Raw genomic sequence first — 22,445 nt, forward strand, 5'->3', positions numbered from 1 at the left:
TGTAAGTTGTGGAGTGCGTTTATTTAATAAAACCGGCTTGGGTAAGTAAACCCATCGAAATGTCTGAGCTTGCAGGCTGCTCAGCCCCATTGATCAGACGCTCTAAATAACGGGCGATTTGATCCACTTCTAAGTTTACTTGGGTGCCTACCTTAAAATCAGCAATGGTTGTTTGTTCACTGGTATGAGGCACGATCGTCAGTTTAAATTTGTTATCTTCTACGGCATTAACAGTAAGGCTAATACCATCAATACATACCGAGCCTTTATAAGGAATGTATTTCATTAAATTCTCGTCGGTGGCTAACCAATATTCAATTGCTCGCGCATTGGTATTAATTGCTGTGATAGTGGCAATACCATCTACATGACCAGACACTAAATGGCCTCCGAGGCGCGATACTGGTTGCATCGCTTTTTCTAAGTTAACTGTTTGCCCTAAAGCGTAATGTGCAAATCCTGTTAAGCTAATTGTTTCATTTGATAAGTCAGCACTAAAGCCATCTATATGCTTATCAACAACCGTGAGGCATACACCATTGGTTGCAATACTGTCACCTAACTTAACATCACTCATATCAAGGTTTTTACTTTGGATACGAATAGCTAAATCACCTTGCTTTTTTTGTAATAACGCAATTTTACCTGTTGCTTCAACTATTCCAGTAAACATAGTGCTACTCTTTATAAAAATGATTAATGAGCTTTTTTTAGTGCGGTGATCCGTAAATCATCACCGATTGGCACACACTCATTAAAAGTTAAATTAATGGTATTTTGCATACTCATTAACTCTGGGAAATTCAGTAAACTTTTTGCATCGCAGCCCATTAACTTAGGGGCAATGTAAAAAACAAACTCATCAATTAGATCAAGTTCAGCCATTTTTCCGGCCAATGTGGCACCCGCTTCTAACCACACATTATTAAACTGTAATTGCGCTAACTTTTGCAGCACTGCTTGTAAGTCTACTTTATTGTTCTTTTCGGGGACTTCGATCTGTTTAACAAAATGAGGCCACTGATGCGATTTATCAACCCAAGTGGTGAATATTATCACCTCACTTTGAATTGAAAATAAGGCAAGTTCAGGAGTGAGTCTATTTTGGGAATCAATAATAACGCGAGCTGGTTGGCGCAGTGGTAAATCAGTTGGTAAAGAGTGCGGTAACTCTTCTGGGCGCACATTTAATTTTGCATCATCCATTAAGACTGTATCAGCACCGGTTAAAATTGCACAGCTCTGGGCACGATATAGCTGTACATCTTGGCGCGCAGCGGGCCCGGTTATCCATTTACTTTGGCCGTTTTTAAGAGCCGTTTTACCATCAATACTTGCGGCCATTTTACATGTTACATACGGGAGGCCTTGCTCCATACGCTTAAAAAAGCCTAAATTTAATGCCCGCGCTTGCTCTTCAAGTAATCCGTAAGCAACTTCTATTCCTGCATCGGCTAAGATTTTAAGGCCTTTGCCTGCTACTTGTGGGTTGCTGTCAACCATAGCAGCAATCACTTTTTTTACACCTGCTGCCTTTAGCCCTTCAGCGCAAGGCGGTGTGCGACCAAAATGGCTGCAAGGCTCTAGCGTTACATAAGCAGTTGCGCCAAAGGCCTGACTGCCCGCCATCATTAATGCATTCACTTCAGCATGGCCTTGACCGGCAACTTGGTGAAAACCCTCACCAACAACAGCGTCACCTTTTACTAATACGCAGCCAACATTTGGGTTTGGGGTGGTGGTAAAGCGCCCTTTCTTTGCCAGCTCAATGGCACGTGCCATATAACGTTTATCATCCTCTGAAAACGAGCTTTGCATGGTCATTACTACTCTCCTAAGCGGGCTATTTCTTCACCAAATTCACGAATATCTTCGAATGAACGGTAGACTGATGCGAATCTGACGTAAGCGACTTTATCGAGTTTTTTTAGCGCTTCCATAATGCATTCGCCAATCAGGTGACTGGAAATTTCACGCTCGCCAGTGGCACGTAATTGCGATTTGATAATATTGACCACTTCATCAACTTGCTCGGTACTGACGGGGCGTTTTTCTAATGCCCGGTGCAAGCCATTAAGGAGTTTATCTTCATTAAACGGTTCGCGGCTGCCATCCTGCTTAATAACTCGTGGCATGACCAATTCAGCCCCTTCAAAGGTGGTAAATCGTTCGTGACATTCATTACATTCACGACGTCGCCTTACTTGGTGACCACCTCCCACTAAACGCGAGTCAATCACTTTGGTATCTTTTGCGGTGCAAAATGGACAATGCATAGGTATCAGCTTCCGTTAAAAACAAAAAAGGCCGCTTTTAGGCGGCCTTTATAATAGCAAAAAACTAAGCTATTGTGATCTAAATTACTGTTTTTAACTCAATTAAGCGTAAACAGGTAATTCTTTACAGATTGCTTTAACTTTCTCTTTTACTTGTGCTTGTACTGACTCATCGTTGATATTATCTAGTACGTCACAGATCCAGCCAGCAAGCTCTTTAGACTCTGCTTCCTTAAAACCACGACGGGTGATTGCCGGTGAACCAATACGTAAACCAGACGTTACAAACGGTGAACGTGGGTCATTTGGTACTGAGTTTTTATTTACGGTGATATTAGCATTACCTAAAGCCGCATCTGCGTCTTTACCAGTAATATCTTTATCAATTAGATCAAGTAAGAACAAGTGGTTTTCTGTTTTATCAGAGACGATCTTATAACCGCGCTCTTGCATTACAGCAACCATCGCTTGAGCATTTTTCACAACTTGAGTTTGGTATACTTTAAACTCTGGTTGTAATGCCTCTTTAAATGCCACTGCTTTAGCTGCGATAATGTGACATAAAGGACCACCTTGGCCACCAGGAAAAACTGCACTGTTAAGCTTTTTATAAATAGCTTCGTCGCCACAAGCAGAAATAATCAAACCACCACGAGGGCCTGCTAATGTCTTATGTGTAGTTGTAGTAACAACGTGTGCATGTGGTACTGGGCTTGGGTATACGCCAGCTGCAATAAGACCTGCAACGTGAGCCATATCAACAAACAAGTAAGCGCCTACTTTGTCAGCGATTTCGCGGAATTTAGCCCAATCAACAATACCTGAGTATGCCGAAAAACCACCGATGATCATTTTTGGTTTGTGCTCAAGTGCAAGTGCTTCAACTTGCGCGTAATCAATTTCGCCAGTCGCTTCGTCAAGTCCATATTGGATTGCGTTATAAAGCTTACCAGAGAAGCTTACATGTGAACCATGCGTTAAATGGCCACCATGAGCTAAGCTCATACCTAACACAGTATCGCCAGCATCTAATAAAGCTAAGAACACAGCAGCATTTGCTTGTGAACCTGCGTGAGGCTGAACGTTAGCATAATCTGAACCAAACAATTCGTTTGCACGGTCAATCGCTAGTTGTTCAACCACGTCAACGTGCTCACAACCACCGTAGTAACGCTTGCCCGGATAACCTTCAGCATATTTGTTTGTTAGCTGTGAACCCTGCGCTTCTAGTACGCGTGGGCTACAGTAGTTCTCAGATGCGATAAGCTCGATATGTTCTTCTTGGCGAGTAGTCTCTTTAGTGATTGCTGCAAATAACTCTGGATCGAAATCCGAAATATTCATGCTACGTTCTAACATGGGGGCTCCTAGGGCAACGTGTATGGTATTTTTGAAGGCTGAATTATACGCTGAAAACGTCAATTTGCCTATGGTGTAAAGATGAACATATTTAAACAGGGATTGAATTTAATTCACAGTGTTTTTGTAATGATATTTTTTTATTAAAGCATCAGGAATTTTAATGAGTAAAAGCAAATAACATTTACATTATTTATACCTTAATCTGTTACATTCGCGATTGTTTACACTATTATGATACCGATGTAATCATGGGTAAGTACTATTTAAAGCAATAAAAAACGACATTGCTTTCACATATGCCGTTTATTTTTAGTTTTACTCAAAAAATAAAAACTAACCTAGTTTAGCTAATAATATTTCACGCAAGATATCGTAATCATTTGCGATACCTTCAGCTAAGCATGGTTTAGCTAATGCATCAGCTAATGGTTTTGGCATTTCAAGTTCAATATTTAAAATCTCTTCAACACTCTCTTTAAACTTGGCCGGGTGCGCTGTTGCCAGAAAAACCCCAACAAAATCAGTTGCTAAGTTAGCTTTCAGGCCATGGAAAGCAATCGCAGTATGTGGTTCAGCAACATAGCCTGTTTGATGAATTTTTTTCATCACTGCTCGGGTATCACTTTCATCAACACTAGTTGAATAAAAATCATCATAACTAAACCATTTGTTATCAAGCATGGTTTGCACACGAGGCCAATTATTAGGTTTACTCACATCCATGGCATTAGATAATGACTCGATCGTGGTATTAGGCGCCCAGTTTTTATCAAGCATAAAGCGCGGTACAGTGTCATTTTGATTGGTTGTAGCGCTAAGTTTAGCGACCGGTAAACCGATCACCGCACCGATCATCGCCGCACATACATTACCAAAGTTACCACTGGGCACTGAGATATGCGCTTTAGCGCGCTGCTCTTTTGGTAATTGTGCGATGGCTTCAAAGTAATAACATACTTGTGCAACAAGACGACTTATATTGATTGAATTAGCTGAGTTTAAACCTAAGCGAGATTTAACTTCACTATCTAAAAAGGCATTTTTCACCATTGCTTGGCAATCATCAAAGCTGCCATCTACAGCGTAGCAATGGATATTATTACCCAAAGTAGTAAACAATTTTTGCTGTGCTAATGAAATTTTTCCCTTTGGATACAGGATAACCACATCAATATTTGGCTTGTTATAAAACGCATGCGCAACAGCTGCCCCAGTGTCCCCTGAGGTTGCTGTGAGTATTGTGGTTTTTTCACCTTGGCTAAATTGTGCTAAGCATTCAGCCATAAAGCGACCGCCAAAGTCTTTAAATGCCAGCGTTGGCCCATGGAACAACTCTAAACAATAAATATTGTCTTCAACTGCAACTAATTTAACTGGAAAGTTAAAGGCATTTTGCACCATGAGTGCAATCGTATCAGCAGGTAATTCATCACCAATCAGGTGCGATAAAATCTTACTGCTACGAGTAACAAAATCCATATCGAGTAAACTATCAACATCAGCTAAAGGCGCGAGCAATTCAGGAAAAAATACTCCTTGATTGCGTCCTAAACCTGTTTTAACCGCTTCAACGAACGACACTTTTTGAGAATCATCTTTTAAATTATGTAATTGCATTATTAGTTCCTTAAATTCTTATAGCTGACGCGTGCCGGCGTTATCGAGCTTACAAATGTGGCAGAAGCCTTGCTCATTAATATAGTTTTGTGCAAGCCACTGTGCGCATTGCTTTGCTGCATCAAGTGTTTTACATACGGTAAATAAAGTTGGACCCGCACCTGAGATGCTGACAATCTCAGCACCAAACTCTGGCAGCGCCGCTTTAGCTTCACTAAAGCCATTGATCAGTGGCGCACGATGCTGCTCTGCTATTTCATCACTCATAATGGAAAGTGCTTCATCAAATCGGTTAGTTAACAATAAAGTGCTAAACGCTGATAAGCGCTGCGCAAATTCAACACTGGCATGCATATTTAGCTGTTTTGGTAATACTGAACGCGCTTTAGCGGTATTAAGTGAAAAACCAGGGAAAGCCGCTACGTAATACCAACTTTCATCAACCGGTAAAGCAATTGATTTATTTGGAACTAAATCACCAGTAAGCTGCAAACCACCCAAGTAACAGGGAGTAATATTGTCGTAATGACGACCCCCACTGACAATCGCTTCAAAATTAGCCATTAATTCAATTAACTGCACTTGGTTTAGTTTCGTATCGGCAAATTTATCAAGCGCCGCAAACGTGGCGACTACAGAGCAAGCACTTGAACCAAGACCCGAGCCAATTGGTAAGTTCTTTTTTAATTCCAGTTTAACGCTTGGCATGGTTGGCGCAACATGCTCACGAAAATACACCAAACACTGATACGCTAAATTTTCACTGGCATCGGTTGGCAGTTTATCTGCGTAATCGCCAGAGCATATAAATTCGTCGCGCTCGCTAGGACTTACTGCTACAACATCACCTAATAACGCACCATCAATAGGGGCAAGCGCAGCACCTAAGGAATCAAAACCAACAGCAAAATTCCCTATTGAGGCTGGAGCATATACTTCGATCATTATACTCTCCTAGCGCGATAAGGTTTTTAAGATGTCAGCAAATACACCCGCAGCCGTTACCGCAGAGCCTGCACCATAACCACGAATAACAAATGGACGTGGTTGATAGTAAGCACTCAAAATTGCTAAGGCATTTTCGCCATCACGAATAACAGCCAGAGCATGCTTTTCATCTACCGCTTCAATGCCTACTTTGCAGTAGCCTTGTTTGATAGTACCGACATAGCGCAGCACTTTACCTTCACTTGCAGCACTTTGAATACGATCATTAAACGCAGCATCTAAACTTGGTAATTTCGTCATAAATTCGTCAACGTTATCTCCTTGTGCAAAGCCTGCGGGAAGCACTGATCCAACCTCGATATCGCTCAACTCTAATTTCATACCGGCTTCGCGGGCAATAATTAATAACTTACGCGCGACATCTGTGCCTGATAAGTCATCGCGTGGATCGGGTTCAGTAAAACCACTCTCTTTTGCTTTAATGGTTGCCTCAGACAATGATAAACCATCTTGCAATGCGCCAAATATATATGACAATGAACCGGATAAAATACCGCTAAATTCAAGTAACTCATCACCAGCACCAAACAGTGACTGTAAGTTATCGATAACTGGAAGGCCAGCACCAACATTTGTTTCGTATAAAAACTTACGGTTATTTTTTTGCGTTGCTGTAATTAAATTCTGATAGTAAGCATATGAACTCGTTGTCGCTTTTTTATTTGCAGCCACAACGTGAAAACCGGCATTCAAAAAATCTACATACTGAGCAGCTAAAGCATCGGAAGACGTACAGTCAACCAGTACTGGGTTGATTAAATGATTTTGCCTAACAAATTGCTCAACCATTTTTAAATCAAATAGTTGCTCTGATGCGGCCAACTTTTGCTGCCAATCGTCAAAAGCAATTCCTTCGCTATCAAGGTGTAATTGACGAGAATTAGCAACACCGTACAAGTTTAGTTTGATATTACGTGTTTCAAGCCATGCTTGCTGACGCTCTAATTGCTTAATAAGCTCTTGGCCAACTAAGCCACAGCCTAATAAAAATACATCAATTGATGGGATATGAGTGAAGAAATTTTCGTGACACACTTTTACAGCATCATTACACAGTTCGCCGTCAATCACTGCTGAAATTGCACTTTCAGTTGAATCCTGAGCAATAGCGACAATATTAACTTGTGCTTGGGCGAGTGATGCGAAAAATTTAGCAGCTAAGCCTTTATGAGCGCGCATATTGTCACCCACTAAAGTAACAATTGCTAAATTGCGCTGCACTTGTACAGGTTCAATTAGTCCCGCCTGTGACTCAAGCTCAAACGCAGTTTGCAATGCCTCAAGAGCTAATGGCAAGTCTGATTCATGGACACAGAAGCTGATACTAAATTCACATGACGATTGAGTGATCAGTACAATCGAAACATTATCATGAGCAAGGGCATTAAACACTTTTGATGCCATGCCTACTTTGCCTTTCATACCTGGGCCTGAAACCGTTAGCATCGCAAGATTTTGTAAACTAGATAACGCTTTTACCGGCTCTGATGACACATTATCATTACTGATCAGTGAGCCTTGTGCATCAGGATTATGGGTGTTTTTAATTTCACACGGCACGCCAGCTTTAGCGCACGGTAAAATTGTTTTAGGATGGAGCACTTTGGCGCCAAAGTAAGAAAGCTCCATCGCTTCTTTATATGATAAAAAATCAACTTTAGTGGCTTTTTTTATATAACGCGGATCAGCACTGTATACACCATCAACATCAGTCCAGATTTGGCATACTTGCGCTTCTAAACAGGCCGCGGCAATTGCGGCTGAATAATCTGAGCCATTACGACCTAAAGTTGTTAACTGACCTTGTTCGTTGCTAGCAGTAAAACCTGGCATAATATAAATAGTGGCTGGATTAGCTTTTAGTGCGGCTTGGAAACGAGTTTTACTCACTACTAAATCAGCTTCAGCATCAATATGACCATTCGTTGATGCAATGCAATCGGTGGCTTCAAGGTAGTGGGCGTTATGTGAGCTTAATAAACACTGCATTAGAGATACACTGATACGCTCACCAAAACTAATAACATAGGCACGCACTTGATCTGGACAACATTGGATGAGTTTGACACCCGCTAGCTTATTTTGTAGTTCATTTAAATCAGGCCAGTTCTGCACTTCTCCAAAGTCAGCTGCAACAGCCCTTTTTAAACCTTCACACCGTGCAACGAGTGCATCCCATTGCTCGCTATAATCCAGTCCCTGCTCTGCGGCACTTGCTAATGCAACCAATGAATCGGTCATGCCACCTGGGGCTGATAACACCAATAACATTTCGTCTTTTAATTGTGCTTTAACTAACTGTGCTACCTGTTGTAGGCAGGCAAAGTCAGCAAGTGACGACCCACCAAATTTTAATACGCGCATTTTTTATGTTTCCTCATCCCATAAAACGAAAAAAGGCCTGTGTTCGTTGTGAACACAGGCCTTTAAATTTGTTGCACCAACCTATGCCACTATCCAGTAAGAATGGTGGTTGTAATAATAATGGTCAATACGTGATTATTTGTTTTCATAGCCTTTAGACTGCCTTAAACAGGGCTATTATGTCAACCCCAAACAAAAAGATAAATTATGCCTTTTGATTATAAAGAAATCTAATGAATGCCAAATTTATGCAGTATTTCATTTAATCTCGTTTTATCTATCGGCTTATCAACGAAGGCTATAGCTCCCAAGTTAGCGACACGTTGTTTCATTTCAAGTTGAATATCTGCCGAGATAACCAGCACAAAGCATTCAATCTTTTGTGCTTTAATACCCTCAAGAACTTGTACTCCATCGACTTCAGGCATAGTTAAGTCAAGACACAGTAAATCAAAGTTATGTATATGCATTAACTCTAACGCTTCACGGCCATTTTTTGCTTGCATAATATTTGCTGCGATACACGCATTTAAACAGCGTATAACTTGTTTGCGTGCTACTGTTGAATCATCACACACCAGTACAGAAAAATTCATAATATAGACAACTAAAATACGGATAATAGATTACTGAGTAGACAATAAATCACTCAATAAATAATGATGATATAATACTGTTGTGATTTTATAACACAAAAACTTAACAGCGGTAAGATTAAGTTTTTGCTGAAAAAAGAAAATTAACAATGTTTGCGCTGTTAAATAAGATTATTTTATTTATTTTTAAACATTTATTAGCTAACTTTAGTACTGGGTGTACTCGTTGCTAGGGTATTAATGAAGCTTTGTGAAGAAAATAAAGGAGCTATAGGCCACCTATGCTACAAAAAAGCCTATCAAAAAAGCTACTTACCAGCGTGTTATCCGTCTACTTTTTATTAACTTTTGTAGTCACGTGCGGGCAAGTTATTGCAGAATATGTAAACACGAAAGATTATATACGTAACGAACTGACGACCTTACAAAAAACATTTAGTCGTAGTTTAACCCGTGCTATTTGGGAGCTAAACACTAAACAAACCATCACTACAGCAGAAGGCTTATTAGCAATTCCAATGATTGAAGGTATCATTGTACGTGATGATAGCGGCGAAATAATCTCACAACTAGGTCGTTCTCTCGATATTCTTGAGCTATACGACCAACAATTAGTACAAGAAGAAGCCATTATCGAAGATATTCCATCTGGCTTATTCGGTTATACCTTCCCATTGATCTTTGAATTTTCTGGTCGCGCCACCCAAGTTGGCGATGTCACGCTATTTTCGAGCCGAGAAGTGGTATTTAGTCGCATTATGCTCTCAATTTATTTTTTAATTGGAAATGCGATGATCAAAACTACATTTTTAATCATCTTATTTTTAATGGCATTTAGAAAGCTGCTCACTGAACCCCTAACACAACTAACTGAGCAAATTGAAGATCTTCAATTAGATGACCTCGAAGGTCAACATATCGAAATTGAAACAACTGAGCACAACGAATTAAAAGTGATGGAGCAATCATTTAATAAGCTAATAGATAAAGTTGTGCAATACCGCAAAGAACTTGAACACACCCAAAAAGCATTAATGATCAGTAACGAAAAGCTCGATCAACAAAACCTGCAACTTGAACAAGACGTAGCACGTAAAACATCAAATTTAAGTCAAGCTATGATGGACTTACAGCAGCAAAAATACGAGCTAGAAAAACAAAAATTAACGCTCACCGAAGAAGTTGATTTACGTCGCCATACTGAACAAGAGTTACTGACTAAACAAACTGAAATGCAACGCTATGTTGATGAACTCAATATGGCGCAAGAGCGTTTGGTCAGCTCAGAAAAAATGGCTGCTTTAGGTGGTTTAGTTGCCGGGATTACCCACGATATCAATACCCCGGTCGGTATTGGAGTTACAGCCTCATCCTTTTTGCAAGAGCGCTTAATACAAATTGAAAATGCTTACAAAGATAAAACACTCTCGCCTAAAGCACTTGAGGAGTTTATCAATGATGCCAAACAAAGTACCAGCCTATTAACCACTAACTTAGACCGTGCTTCAGAGCTGGTTGCTAGCTTTAAGCAAATTGCAGTTGATCAGGCCAGTGAAGCTGTGCGCACCATCAACCTAAAAGAATACCTTGGTGAAATTATTCGCTCGTTACACCCAAAGATAAAAAATACCAGTCATCATATTAATTTAGATTGTCCGGCAGACTTAACCTTAAATCTACCTGCTGGTGCTATCAGTCAAATATTTACCAACTTGATTATGAATTCATTGATCCACGGATTCGATGGTGTCAGCAATGGCATTATCGACATTGCTATTAAAAATGAAGATGACCAAGTGATTATCGACTTTAAAGACAATGGTAATGGCGTTACCGAACAGCAACTAGAAAAACTGTTTGACCCATTTTTTACCACTAAACGCGATCAAGGCGGCAGTGGTCTGGGCACCCACATTACTTTCAATTTAGTCAAGCAAACCTTGAGCGGCAAAATCGATGCAACAAGCTCACCAGGAAACGGCTTGCACTATCATATTAGTTTCCCTAAAGACATGCCAAAACCTTTGTCTATATTTAATAACTAGTGCGCGATACTGTTTACCGAACGCTTTGCTTAATTGCTAAACGTTTGGCCAATCAGTCATTTGCGCATCAGCTTTTTATTGTTATGATTGGACAAATTTACCGAATGGATCAATCTCCCTATGTGGTTTAGTAACCTTATTTGTTACCGCTTTAAGCAAGACGTGTCGTACACCCAAGAAGACTTTGAGAAAGCCTTAGAGCAAGATTTATTTCGCTCTTGCGGTAGTCAAGATTTAAGTACATTTGGCTGGACCAAAGCCTTTGGTAAGCATGGAGATAGCCTTTCTCATTTCTCGCAGAAGAGTATTTTGGTCTGTGCTAAACGTGAAGAAAAAGTACTTCCGGCATCCGTTATCAACGATATGCTTGCGGAAAAAATAGAACTTATCGAAGCAGAAGAAAATCGCCCTGTTAAGAAAAAAGAGAAAGACGAGCTCAAAGAAAACATCCTCCATAGCTTATTACCGCAAGCCTTTAAAAAGTCGAGTTTACAGTTTGCCTTTATTGACCAAGAAAATGGCTGGGTAGTCGTCAACAGTGGTAGTTTTAATAAAGCAGAAGAGTTACTAGCACTACTGCGCAAATCATTGGGCACATTGCCGGTAGTTCCTGCATTTGCAAACTATGACCTAGATGTGTTTTTAACTGACTGGTTAACTAACTTCAGCACACCCGAAGGCTTTGCTATAGGCTCTGACGCAGAGCTTGAAGAAGCAGATGATAGCGGTGCTCAGGTTAAGCTTAAAGGCCATGATTTAGCCTGTGATGAAGTTAAATCGCACCTTGAAAGCGGTAAGCGCGTAACAAAACTTGCACTAGATTGGCAAGAGCGTCTGAAGTTCATGCTGCAAAATGATGGATCTATTAAGCGTTTAAGTTACTCTGAAACATTAAAAGAAGAAAATGCCGACATCCCTAAAGAAGACATGTTAGTCAAACTTGATGCTGACTTTATTCTCGCTTCTGAAGAAATTAAATTAATGCTAGAAGAGCTTACGGCTGGTTTAGGAGACGAGGAAGATTTAGCCTAAATTTTGACTAAATTTTAAATACTAAAAAAGCGCCCTATTGGCGCTTTTTTTTAACTGGCAATTTAGCTTAACTAAATACCAATTTCACATCATCGAGCATATCGTTATATTCATCACTTGAGAAAATATCCAGTGATGGGATCACCCCTTTATCAATATAAGTTTGTAATGCCGCTGACTTATCTGATACTTGTAAAATACCTTCCATAATCGCACCAATACGAATGAAATCAACATAGCTAATATGCTCAGGGCGATAGTTAGGATTGGCCCAACTTTCCGCTACTTCAACAAATTCATCAGTAAACTCCCAAGCGCGCATGATAGCTCCCCCTACTTTACCGCTAAGCTTTTGAATTGCATGTGCTAAAAAGCTTGGATTGGCAAATACTTCTGGGTGACGTTCCGCCTCAGTCAAAATAGGCAATACACCAATATTATAAACCAATGATGCGAGTGTGATGGTGTCACGGTTTAATGAGGTCTGCTTATTTTCCTTGAGAAAAAACTCCATCAAAGTAATTGAGTGACATGCTACTTTTAGGGTCTTCTGCCATGCCTTATCCATATAACCTTTGATCAGCTCATTATTTGAAACAAATAATTGCTCCATCGCCATTGCCGTTGCAATATTTTTGATTTGACGCAGACCAATGCGCGTTACGGCTTGATTTATATTAGAAACTTTAACTGTGCGTCCCATAAACGCACTATTTGCAACTTTTATCATCCGTGCTGCTAATGCCGGATCATGAGAGATCACATCAGCCATTTGCGTTAAATTTACATCTGGATTATCGGCAGCTTGACGAACACGGACCGCAACCTCAGGTAAGGTTGGTAAAACTAACGTATCATTGTTTATACGGTCGACCAAAATGGTCAATAATGCATTTTCTGTAGACATAGATGTGCCATCCTCTTGAATTAGCGTGCTGCAACTTAGTGCTGGCTAAGAACCGATGTTTTTATAAGTATACGTAATAGTATTGTCTAAGTTACCGCTAAAGTTAAGAAAATTACAGAAATTATGTTAGTTTATTTTTTCTACTGCAATCTATATCCCTTCGCTTAGACCAGCACAACACAGGAAACTTGCTATTTAAGCGTAATATTTGCTTTAATGCTGGCATAACAAGGAAGCGAAATACCCTCTCAAGGGTATCTATAATTAAACTTACTTTTTAACAGGCAATATAATGACTCTCAATAAAATTAGCCAAGCACTTATTCTTACCGGTGCCGTTTTTCTTAGTGCATGTTCAGATCAAACCAGTGCACCTAAAGCATCAAATGCTGCAGCCCCTACAAAGCAAGTACAAAATAGCGGCCCACAACTTATTAACGCTGACACTAATCGTCTTGATATCTATACCGGCTTTAGTTTAACCACTGATTTATCACATTTAAGTGACAACCAAAAAGCGTTAATAGCCAAACTTATTGATGCGTCTAAAATTATGGATGAGCTATTCTGGCGCCAAGCATTTGGTGAAGATAAAGCAGCATTTTTAGCCAAAATCAATGATCCTAAAGTACAAAAATTTGCCGATATTAACTATGGACCATGGGATAGATTAAATGGCGATCAAGTCTTTTTATCAGGCTATGAAGATAAAACAGCCGGAGCTCAATTTTATCCAGCCGATATCACTAAAGAAGAGCTAAATAAGGCTGATGTAGCAGATAAAAATGGCCTGTATTCAGTAATTAAACGAGATGAACACGGCAAGCTATATAGCGTTGCCTATTCGGTTGAATATGCTCAAGCGCTTGAAAAAGCAGCTAACTTATTACGTGAGGCGAGCAAGCTTGCCGATGATAAAGAGTTTGCTAGTTACCTGAACTTACGTGCAGATGCACTACAAAACGATGATTATCAAGCATCAGACTTTGCTTGGATGGACATGAAGAACAACCCGATCGATATCGTTATTGGTCCAATCGAAACCTATGAAGATCAATTATTTGGCTCTCGCGCAGCCTTTGAATCGTATGTCTTAGTGAAAGATTTAGCTTGGTCAGAGCGCCTAGCTAAATTTGCAGCATTTTTACCAGAACTACAAAAAGGCCTCCCTGTTGATGCCAAGTACAAACAAGAAGTACCAGGCTCTGATGCGGACTTAAATGCCTATGATGTTGTTTACTACGCTGGTCATTCTAATGCTGGCAGTAAAACCATTGCTATTAACTTACCAAATGACGAACAAGTACAACTTGAAAAAGGCACTCGCCGTTTGCAGCTGAAAAATGCTATGCGCGCTAAGTTTGATAAAATATTGGTGCCAATCGCTGAGCAGTTAATTGTTCCTGAGCAGCGAAAACACATTACTTTCGATGCATTTTTTGCCAATACTATGTTCCACGAAGTCGCTCATGGTTTAGGGATCAAAAATACTATCACAGGCAAAGGCACGGTTCGTCAGTCTTTACAAGAGCATGCCAGTGCTTTAGAAGAAGGCAAAGCCGATATCTTAGGCTTATACATGGTTGAGCAGTTACTCAAAAAAGGTGAGATCACTGAGGGAACACTCGAAGATTATTACATCACTTTTATGGCCGGTATTTTCCGCTCAGTGCGCTTTGGCGCATCAAGTGCCCATGGTAAAGCAAATATGATCCGCTTTAACTTTTTCGCAGAAGAAGGGGCATTCTCTAAAAATGAGCAGGGTCTTTACAGCGTAAATATGGAAAAAATGGGCCAAGCAATGGCCAAGCTATCTGGTTTGATCTTAACCTTACAAGGTGATGGTGATTATGAGAAAGTCGATCAACTGATTGCTACTCATGGTGATATTAAAGAAGAATTGGCTAACGATTTAGAAAAACTAAGCCAAGCAAATATCCCGGTAGATGTCACCTTTAAACAAGGTAAGAAAGAGTTAGGTTTAAAATAATATAATTAATACTAAAAAGGCGTTTTAGGGGCTCACCTAAACCGCCTTTTTTAATTCAATATTGTTATTACGGGAATGCTAAACCATATTTTTCACTCATTTTTTTTACTTCACCATTAGCCATCATATTATTTAATTCTTTATCGAATGAGGTAATAAAATCATTTAAATTACGTTTTTTTGAAAAGCCAAAATAGCCTTTATTAATAATTAACGGTGGTTGTAACTGTTTAACTTGATCAGCTAATCTTAACTGCTTAATAACAGGCTGTGCAGCTCTTGGGTGAGTCACTATAATATCGACACGGTCATGAATTAATTGCAAAAAACTAGCCTCCATAGTACCCACTTCAGAAACCTTCAACTGACTTTTATATTGTTCAAAATCATCACCATAATTCCAACCTCGGGTTAACCCTACCGATAACTCTTTTAATGTCTCTAAATTGTTATACCACTGAAATTCATTACTATTTTTGACATAAAAAACCAGCGAATCTTGATAGAAAGCAGCTTCACTATAAACCATATATTGCTCTCTAACTTTTGACTTATAAGGACCTATAAATGCATCAGCCTTACCAAGCTCAACCATTTTAAGCGCCCGTTTAAATGGCAAAATATCAATTTTAATTTGGCAACCTAAACGCAGGCAAATTTCACCTACGATGTCGGCACCTAAGCCTTCTATTTGACCTTGTTCATTTTTTTCAAGTACCGACGGAAAGGTGGTGCCAACAAAGTAAAATGTATTTGCGGCACTGTGATGCGAAAATGTAATTAACAAGGTAAACAATAAAAAAGCTTTCATCCGTTAGTTTGCGATCCCTATATATTGAATGTAATAAACAGCCACGACTTAGTGACCCTAAGCATAGTCTATTTTCACTCAACTAAAAGTTATAATACTGTGAGCAAACTCTATTATGTAAACACTCAACCACGATTAAAAATATGCTTTTAAACGTGCCAATTGCTCTTCACTATAAGGCACTGCGGGATATTTACCCCATACTGGTGCAGGCCATGCAACATCGGTTTTATAGCGGGCAATATGATGAATGTGTAATTGTGGAACCATGTTACCAAGCGCTGCAACATTAAGTTTATCTGGGTTAAGTACTTTTTTTAGTAGCCTACTTAGCTTCGCTGACTCTTGCATTAGCAATACCTGTTCTGACTCGCTTAGATCAATGATCTCTTTTAAATTCGCTTTACGAGGCACTAAAATAAACCACGGGTATTGACTATCATTCATAAGTAACACTTTACATAATGGCCAATCGGCCAGTTCAATACAGTCACGGGCAAGTTCTGGGGCTAAAGAAAATTCAACGGTCATTTTTATTCCTTACAAATTAAGTCCATTACATTTTCGCTACTTTATAGCATTTAGTTGCAGTTGCCCACGCTTGGCTTTACCATCATTGCAGTTTTTATTCGAGCAAAGGTAAACACGTGTTAAAAAAAATTAAACACCTCTCATGCTTGCTACCTTTGGTGGCAACAGCCATCACAGTGCAAGCTAAGCCTCTTACTTTAGAACGTATTTTTGATGATCCAAGTTTAGCGGGTAAAGCGCCTGTACAGCTTAAATTTTCACCAGACGGTAGCCGAGTTACCTACCTGCAAGGTAAGAGTGACGATTATAACCGTTATGATTTGTGGGAATATAATTTAAAAGATAACAAAAATCGTATTTTAGTCGATTCTGCCCAGCTTTTTTCAGGCCCTGAAAACCTCTCAGACGAAGAAAAAGCACGCCGTGAACGCCAACGTATTTTTGGTAAAGGTATTTTAGAATACAAATGGTCTAAAGACGGTAAAGCCTTGTTATTTCCACTTAATGGTGACCTCTATTATTACGAGCTAGGAGCAGGGAAAAGCCGCAAACTGACCAATACTGAGGCGTTTGAAACCGACGCACGCTTTTCACCAAAAGGAAACTTTGTCTCATTTGTCCGTGAACAAAATCTTTATGCGCTAAATCTTAAATCAGGTAAAGAAATTCAGCTGAGTAAAGATGGCGGCGGTGTGATCAAAAACGCCATGGCGGAGTTTGTCGCGCAAGAAGAAATGGGTCGAATGACAGGTTATTGGTGGTCTGGTGATGAATCAAAAATAGCCTTCACTCGCATTGACGAAAGTCCAGTTAAAGAAGCTATCCGCAATGAAATTTACGCTGATGAAGTGAAACTGTTTAACCAACGCTACCCATTTACCGGCACTAATAATGTAAAAATTCAACTTGGGGTGGTTAAGCTTGACAATAAAAAAACTGATTGGATTGATCTAGGTAAAGACGACGATATTTACATTGCCCGTGCAAAATGGTTAGAAGATGACAAAACCCTATCATATCAGTGGCAAAACCGTTCACAGCACAACTTAGAATTGCGCTTTTATAACAGCAAAACAACAGAGCAAAAAGTCGCTTTAACAGAAACGAGTGATAGCTGGATCAACTTACATTTTGATCTACAGTTTTTGAAAGACAAAAAACACTTTGTTTGGGCCTCTGAGCGCAATGGTTTTAAGCATTTATACCTATATCGCACTAACGGCAAATTAGTGCGTCAAATTACCGATGGGGATTGGGTTGTCGATAGCCTAAAAGGCATTGATGAGAAAAAAGGTATTGTTTACTTTGCAGGGCGTAAAGATACCCCTCTTGAAAGCCATTTATACAGTGTGCCGCTATTCAAAAAAGGAGCTATCAAACGGATCACCGAGCAAGGTGCTTATCACAATGTGGTAATAACAAAAGACAATAAAACGTTTATTGATAACAGCTCATCAGTAAATAAACCTGGCTCCGCTGCCCTTCGTAAAATAAACGGCGAGTTCATTACTTGGCTTGAGGAAAACAAGCTAGATAGAACACACCCATTAACGCCTTATTTAGCAGATTTAGCTGAGCCTGAATACGGCACTTTGACTGCTGATGATGCTCAAGTGATGCACTATCGTTTATTTAAACCTGTAACGGTAAATGATGGTAAAAAGCATCCTGTTCTTGTTAATGTCTATGGTGGCCCACACGCACAACGCGTAACCAACAGTTGGCGCAGCAAGAACTTATATTTCCAATATATGGCACAGCAAGGTTATGTCGTATTCCAATTAGATAACCGTGGTTCGTATAATCGTGGTAAAAAGTTTGAAGATGCCATTTACAAACATTTAGGTGTGGTTGAAGTGGCTGATCAAATCAAAGGCGTCGAATTTTTACGTACGCTTGATTATGTTGACCCACAACGTATTGGTATTTATGGTCATAGTTACGGTGGCTATATGGCATTAATGACCATGTTTAAAGCCAGTGATTATTTTCAAGCAGGCGTATCTGGAGCGCCAGTGACCGATTGGGCATTGTATGATACTCACTATACCGAGCGTTATTTAGGGCACCCTGATACAAATGCCAAAGGCTATGCAGACAGCGCGGTATTTCCATACGCAGGTGGCTTAAAAGGGCCATTAATGATCTACCATGGTATGGCCGACGATAACGTATTATTTACCCATGCCACTAAGTTATTCAAACAATTGCAAGATAACGAAAAGCAATTTGAAATGATGACTTACCCTGGTTCCAAACACAGCTTACGAGGTAAACAAGTACAAACTCATTTACATCAAACTATCACTAACTTCTTTAATCGTCATTTTGATGTAAAGTAAGTTAGTATTTACTGCCCAAATTAGACGAAAGGCTGATTGAAAAACCAGCCTTTTTTGACTTAATGATAATACTATTTATTTAAAAACTTTAAACCAAAACAAGAGACAGTTAACTAGATTTTAAAGTAATATTTACTACGCTTAATTTATGCGCGTCTACTGCGAGCACTTTTAAAGGATTTTTTATGTCGTACTTACGCCGTTTTACTATTTTTCAGCGCTTAGCTATCTTGGTAAGTTTGGTCGTTGTTGGTTTGCTTTTTTTAAGTATTACCAGCTTAACTCAGCAGTATAGTTCACTCAAAGCAGACCAATATACGAAAACAAAAAATCTAGTTGAAGCTGCTTATAGTGTTATTACCCATTATCACTCATTACAACAAAGCGGCGAACTCACCGTGCAACAAGCCCAACAAGGAGCACTAACTACCATTGCAAGTATTCGCTATGAGAATGACAATTACTTTTGGATCAATGATTTTCAACCTGCCATGGTTATGCACCCTTTTAAACCAGAGTTAAACGGTAAATCACTCAGCAACAGTAAAGACCCCGATGGCGTACCGTTATTTGTTGAAATGGTGAAAATAGTTAAGCAAAGTGGTGAAGGTTTTATCTCTTACAAATGGCCTAAGCCAGGTAAAGATAAACCAGTTGATAAAATAGCCTATGTGAAAGGTTTTACTCCATGGCAATGGATCGTCGGTTCAGGTGTTTATATTGATACTATTGATGACGCTTTTGCCAGCTTACGGAATTTAGTTATTCTCAATGCCACTGTGATTATTTTGCTATTAATTAGTTTAAGTTACTTAATCGCTAGAAGTATTTTACTGCCAACTCGGCTTGCTACAGATATGATGAAAAGTATTTCTCAAGGTGAAGGGGATTTAACCCAAACCTTAGATGAAAATGGTAATGATGAGGTATCGCGATTATCTCGCCACTTTAATTTATTTACCACCAAAATGCGTGAGTCCCTAAAACAAGTGGCAAATAATGCCAATGATGTTAACCAGCATGCCCAAACCGTGGATGATGCGAGTAAAACCAATCATTCTTTTATTGAACTGCAAAACGATAGCTCTACGCAAGTCGCTACAGCAATGGAACAAATGACCCATCAAATTCATGATGTAAGTCGCAATGCCGAAGCTGCTGAACAAGCCGCTAACCAAGCTGCGGTGAATGCATCAGAAGGTAAAGAAGTCGTTGCTAAAACAATTCAAGCCATAGAAACACTGTCCAAAAATATTGAAACCGTGAGTCAAGTTACCGCTGATTTAGCTCAAGAAAGTAATAATATAGGCTCGGTACTAGACGTGATCCGCGGTATTGCGGAGCAAACCAACTTACTGGCACTCAATGCGGCAATCGAAGCAGCACGTGCTGGCGAACAAGGCCGAGGGTTTGCAGTTGTCGCTGATGAAGTACGCACTCTTGCTAGTCGCACAGGCAAAAGTACAGACGAAATTCAGGCGATGATAGCCAAATTACAAAAAGGCGCACAAGCGGCTGTAGAGGCGGTAACAGCTAGCCAACAATTATCCACCAGCACAGTGCAACAAGCCGGTTCTGCTAATACCTCATTAACTGAAATTGAACGTCTAGTGTCGGTGATCACCGATATGAATGGTCAAATAGCCCGTGCGACGGAGCAACAATCAAGCGCCGCTGATGAAGTCAATATACGCATTAGTGAACTATCGCAATCAACCGAACAATCCCTGGCAAATACCTCACAACTTTCTGGTGCAAGCGATAATCTAAAACACAGTAGTCAACAACTGACTGATGTGGTTAATCACTTTAAATTAGGTTAATAAACAAAAACAAATTACAAAAAGCCCCGTCATTTTATATGGCGGGGCTATTGTATTTAATGCAGCTTATTATAAGCAGTAACGAGCAAATAAACTGCTTAGGCCTGCTGCGGTTGGTTTACCGTGCTGCCAATCACCACCTTCAACACCACTACCAGCAATATCCATATGCACATAAGGTAAAGGCTGTGCTGACTCACAACCATGCTTATCAAGGCCGCCAACAATGGCTAAAAATGCCATAGGGAACTGGTGACCACGCGCGGTAACTGCTGATGCTGCATTATTACTTGATAATACGTCATCAGCTAAAGTACGCGGTTTAATAAAATCATAGTCTTCGCGACGGCTGCGAGAAACTTCCGCACCATCAGCCCATAAGTCACCACTGTCAGCCAGCTTACGAGAAATATTAGCCGCACGTGCAGGGCCATTTTCAACATAGGCACTGTAAGGTCCCATTGCACGAGCTGCGTGTCCGGTTAAAGTTGCAACCGTAAAGATTTCAGGATTTACTTCTCCTTTTGCTAAATCTTTCATCTCGCTGAGTAAATCTCCCATAGCTAAGCGCCCTTCAGCATCCGTATTGCCTATACGAACACGTACGCCCTCTCGGCTAGTAATAATTTCATCTGGTACAAAGCAATCAGCACCAATTGAGTTACGCACTACCGCTAAGTAAGCAATGACTTTAACGCCTTGTGGTTGAAAGTCTGCCACTGACTTCATAAAACCAGCAACAGAGGCTGCGCCACCTTTATCTCGGCTCATACCGGCCATATGCCCGCCTACTTTCAAATCGGCACCACCAGTGTCATATACTAAGCCTTTACCGACAAACATTAAGGTACGTGTCACCTCGCCTTCTGGTACATATTCAAGTTTTACAACCCGAGGATGATGACGCTCAACCGCATATGAAGCGCGCGCCACAGTGCTCATCATCGGGTACTCTTTATCAATGGTGGCAATATCTGCAATTACTGCAACATTAACCTTACTGCCTTTAAATAAATCTACGCAGTAATCAGCAAAACGCGGCGGCGCCATACGCTCAGGCTCAGTGCCACATAAATCACGAGCAGCATACTGTCCTGCGGCAATGGCATTCACCGCTTTAACTGTTTGCTCATTTGCACCAAACAAGGCTATTTGGGTGATCGGCTCAATGCTTTCACCATGAAACTCGCGTGCCTCAAGCGGCTGCCACAACGCCTGACAAGCACCTAGATAAGCAACTTCTAAGGCATACTGATAACGGCTATCTTGGCTAGCTTGCGGTAAGTAAATAGCAGGCTTTATACTGCCTGATGCTTTCGCTTCATTGATAGCTAATTTAGCGGCATCAAAATAACGACGTACATCGTCATAATCTCGATTTAATGGACCTGTCGGCGCTAAGATCACCCGTTTAGACTCAACAACAAGCAGCGTTACTTGCTTACCAATGCGTGCATCAACTGCCATTTGTGCTTTAATAGCTTGGCTTAGATTCGGATCGTCTAACTTAGAAAAATCATCGGCAATAATAATAAGCGCATCATGTTTTGCGTGATCTAATTGCGGGGCTGCAACTGCGTGAGGATATGCCATAAAAAAGGTCCTATTGTCAAAAAACGTAGGAGCTTATTATCATTGATTTAAATAGCTATTGCCAGCAATGTACGACGAGCCAAGATAACACTGGCAACTTGGAGTTACAGTATAAAGTAAAGCAGTTTTTCACTGCCCACTTATCGTT

17 protein-coding genes are annotated in these 22,445 nt (G+C 40.2%); 5 read left to right on the forward strand and 12 right to left on the reverse strand.

Annotated features, from left to right (window positions below):
- Positions 1 to 19 precede the first annotated feature (19 nt).
- The 8 genes from HHO47_RS03675 to HHO47_RS03710 all read right to left on the reverse strand — a co-directional run bounded on the left by HHO47_RS03675 (position 20) and on the right by HHO47_RS03710 (position 9,223).
- Complete coding sequence (locus HHO47_RS03675; RefSeq protein WP_169019025.1) at positions 20 to 673, reverse strand: riboflavin synthase; 654 nt, start codon at positions 671 to 673, stop codon at positions 20 to 22.
- 23 nt (positions 674 to 696) lie between these two features.
- Entirely contained in the window at positions 697 to 1,824 is a 1,128-nt protein-coding gene (gene ribD, locus HHO47_RS03680) for a bifunctional diaminohydroxyphosphoribosylaminopyrimidine deaminase/5-amino-6-(5-phosphoribosylamino)uracil reductase RibD (protein ID WP_169019027.1), read from the reverse strand.
- A gap of 2 nt (positions 1,825 to 1,826) precedes the next feature.
- Entirely contained in the window at positions 1,827 to 2,276 is a 450-nt protein-coding gene (gene nrdR, locus HHO47_RS03685) for a transcriptional regulator NrdR (protein WP_016708083.1), read from the reverse strand.
- A gap of 102 nt (positions 2,277 to 2,378) precedes the next feature.
- Complete coding sequence (glyA, locus tag HHO47_RS03690) at positions 2,379 to 3,635, reverse strand: serine hydroxymethyltransferase (protein ID WP_169019029.1); 1,257 nt, start codon at positions 3,633 to 3,635, stop codon at positions 2,379 to 2,381.
- 336 nt (positions 3,636 to 3,971) lie between these two features.
- Positions 3,972 to 5,255 carry a threonine synthase gene (gene thrC, locus HHO47_RS03695; protein WP_169019031.1) on the reverse strand — a complete coding sequence of 428 codons (1,284 nt, stop codon included), beginning with the start codon at positions 5,253 to 5,255 and terminating at the stop codon, positions 3,972 to 3,974.
- 18 nt (positions 5,256 to 5,273) lie between these two features.
- Complete coding sequence (gene thrB / locus HHO47_RS03700) at positions 5,274 to 6,200, reverse strand: homoserine kinase (protein ID WP_169019033.1); 927 nt, start codon at positions 6,198 to 6,200, stop codon at positions 5,274 to 5,276.
- Positions 6,201 to 6,209: 9 nt separating this feature from the next.
- The gene (thrA, locus tag HHO47_RS03705; RefSeq protein WP_169019035.1) at positions 6,210 to 8,627 is read right to left on the reverse strand and encodes a bifunctional aspartate kinase/homoserine dehydrogenase I; all 2,418 of its coding nucleotides are present in this window, start codon (positions 8,625 to 8,627) and stop codon (positions 6,210 to 6,212) included.
- A gap of 230 nt (positions 8,628 to 8,857) precedes the next feature.
- Positions 8,858 to 9,223: a response regulator gene (locus HHO47_RS03710; protein WP_211183599.1), complete on the reverse strand. Its 366-nt coding sequence runs from the start codon at positions 9,221 to 9,223 to the stop codon at positions 8,858 to 8,860.
- Positions 9,224 to 9,504: 281 nt separating this feature from the next.
- Here HHO47_RS03710 and HHO47_RS03715 point away from each other — a divergent pair, with 281 nt between their 5' ends.
- Together HHO47_RS03715 and rdgC are read left to right on the forward strand one after the other, a co-directional pair.
- On the forward strand, positions 9,505 to 11,268 hold the full coding sequence (locus HHO47_RS03715) for a sensor histidine kinase (RefSeq protein WP_169019037.1): 1,764 nt from the start codon (positions 9,505 to 9,507) through the stop codon (positions 11,266 to 11,268).
- Between the two features lie 120 nt (positions 11,269 to 11,388).
- A complete protein-coding gene (gene rdgC / locus HHO47_RS03720; RefSeq protein ID WP_169019039.1) occupies positions 11,389 to 12,300 on the forward strand; it encodes a recombination-associated protein RdgC in 912 nt (303 codons plus the stop codon).
- Between the two features lie 67 nt (positions 12,301 to 12,367).
- Here the strand turns inward: rdgC and HHO47_RS03725 are convergent, their stop codons facing one another.
- A complete protein-coding gene (locus tag HHO47_RS03725) occupies positions 12,368 to 13,207 on the reverse strand; it encodes an HDOD domain-containing protein (RefSeq protein ID WP_169019041.1) in 840 nt (279 codons plus the stop codon).
- A gap of 292 nt (positions 13,208 to 13,499) precedes the next feature.
- Here HHO47_RS03725 and HHO47_RS03730 point away from each other — a divergent pair, with 292 nt between their 5' ends.
- Positions 13,500 to 15,197, forward strand: coding sequence for a dipeptidyl-peptidase 3 family protein (locus HHO47_RS03730; protein WP_169019043.1), 1,698 nt, complete (start codon positions 13,500 to 13,502; stop codon positions 15,195 to 15,197).
- Between the two features lie 67 nt (positions 15,198 to 15,264).
- On the opposite strand, the gene HHO47_RS03735 is transcribed toward HHO47_RS03730, so the two are convergent.
- Positions 15,265 to 16,008, reverse strand: a complete 744-nt coding sequence (locus tag HHO47_RS03735; protein WP_169019045.1) for a substrate-binding periplasmic protein — start codon at positions 16,006 to 16,008, stop codon at positions 15,265 to 15,267.
- A 135-nt stretch (positions 16,009 to 16,143) separates the two neighbouring features.
- A complete protein-coding gene (locus HHO47_RS03740) occupies positions 16,144 to 16,539 on the reverse strand; it encodes an HIT domain-containing protein (RefSeq protein WP_169019047.1) in 396 nt (131 codons plus the stop codon).
- A 116-nt stretch (positions 16,540 to 16,655) separates the two neighbouring features.
- Here HHO47_RS03740 and HHO47_RS03745 point away from each other — a divergent pair, with 116 nt between their 5' ends.
- Both HHO47_RS03745 and HHO47_RS03750 read left to right on the forward strand, forming a co-directional pair.
- Entirely contained in the window at positions 16,656 to 18,881 is a 2,226-nt protein-coding gene (locus HHO47_RS03745) for a DPP IV N-terminal domain-containing protein (protein ID WP_169019049.1), read from the forward strand.
- 185 nt (positions 18,882 to 19,066) lie between these two features.
- Entirely contained in the window at positions 19,067 to 20,704 is a 1,638-nt protein-coding gene (locus tag HHO47_RS03750; RefSeq protein ID WP_169019051.1) for a methyl-accepting chemotaxis protein, read from the forward strand.
- Positions 20,705 to 20,773: 69 nt separating this feature from the next.
- On the opposite strand, the gene HHO47_RS03755 is transcribed toward HHO47_RS03750, so the two are convergent.
- Complete coding sequence (locus HHO47_RS03755; RefSeq protein WP_169019053.1) at positions 20,774 to 22,297, reverse strand: M17 family metallopeptidase; 1,524 nt, start codon at positions 22,295 to 22,297, stop codon at positions 20,774 to 20,776.
- Positions 22,298 to 22,445: the final 148 nt, after the last annotated feature.

This window comes from Pseudoalteromonas arctica (assembly GCF_012927645.1).
GTDB classification, from domain to species: Bacteria; Pseudomonadota; Gammaproteobacteria; order Enterobacterales; family Alteromonadaceae; genus Pseudoalteromonas; species Pseudoalteromonas arctica_A.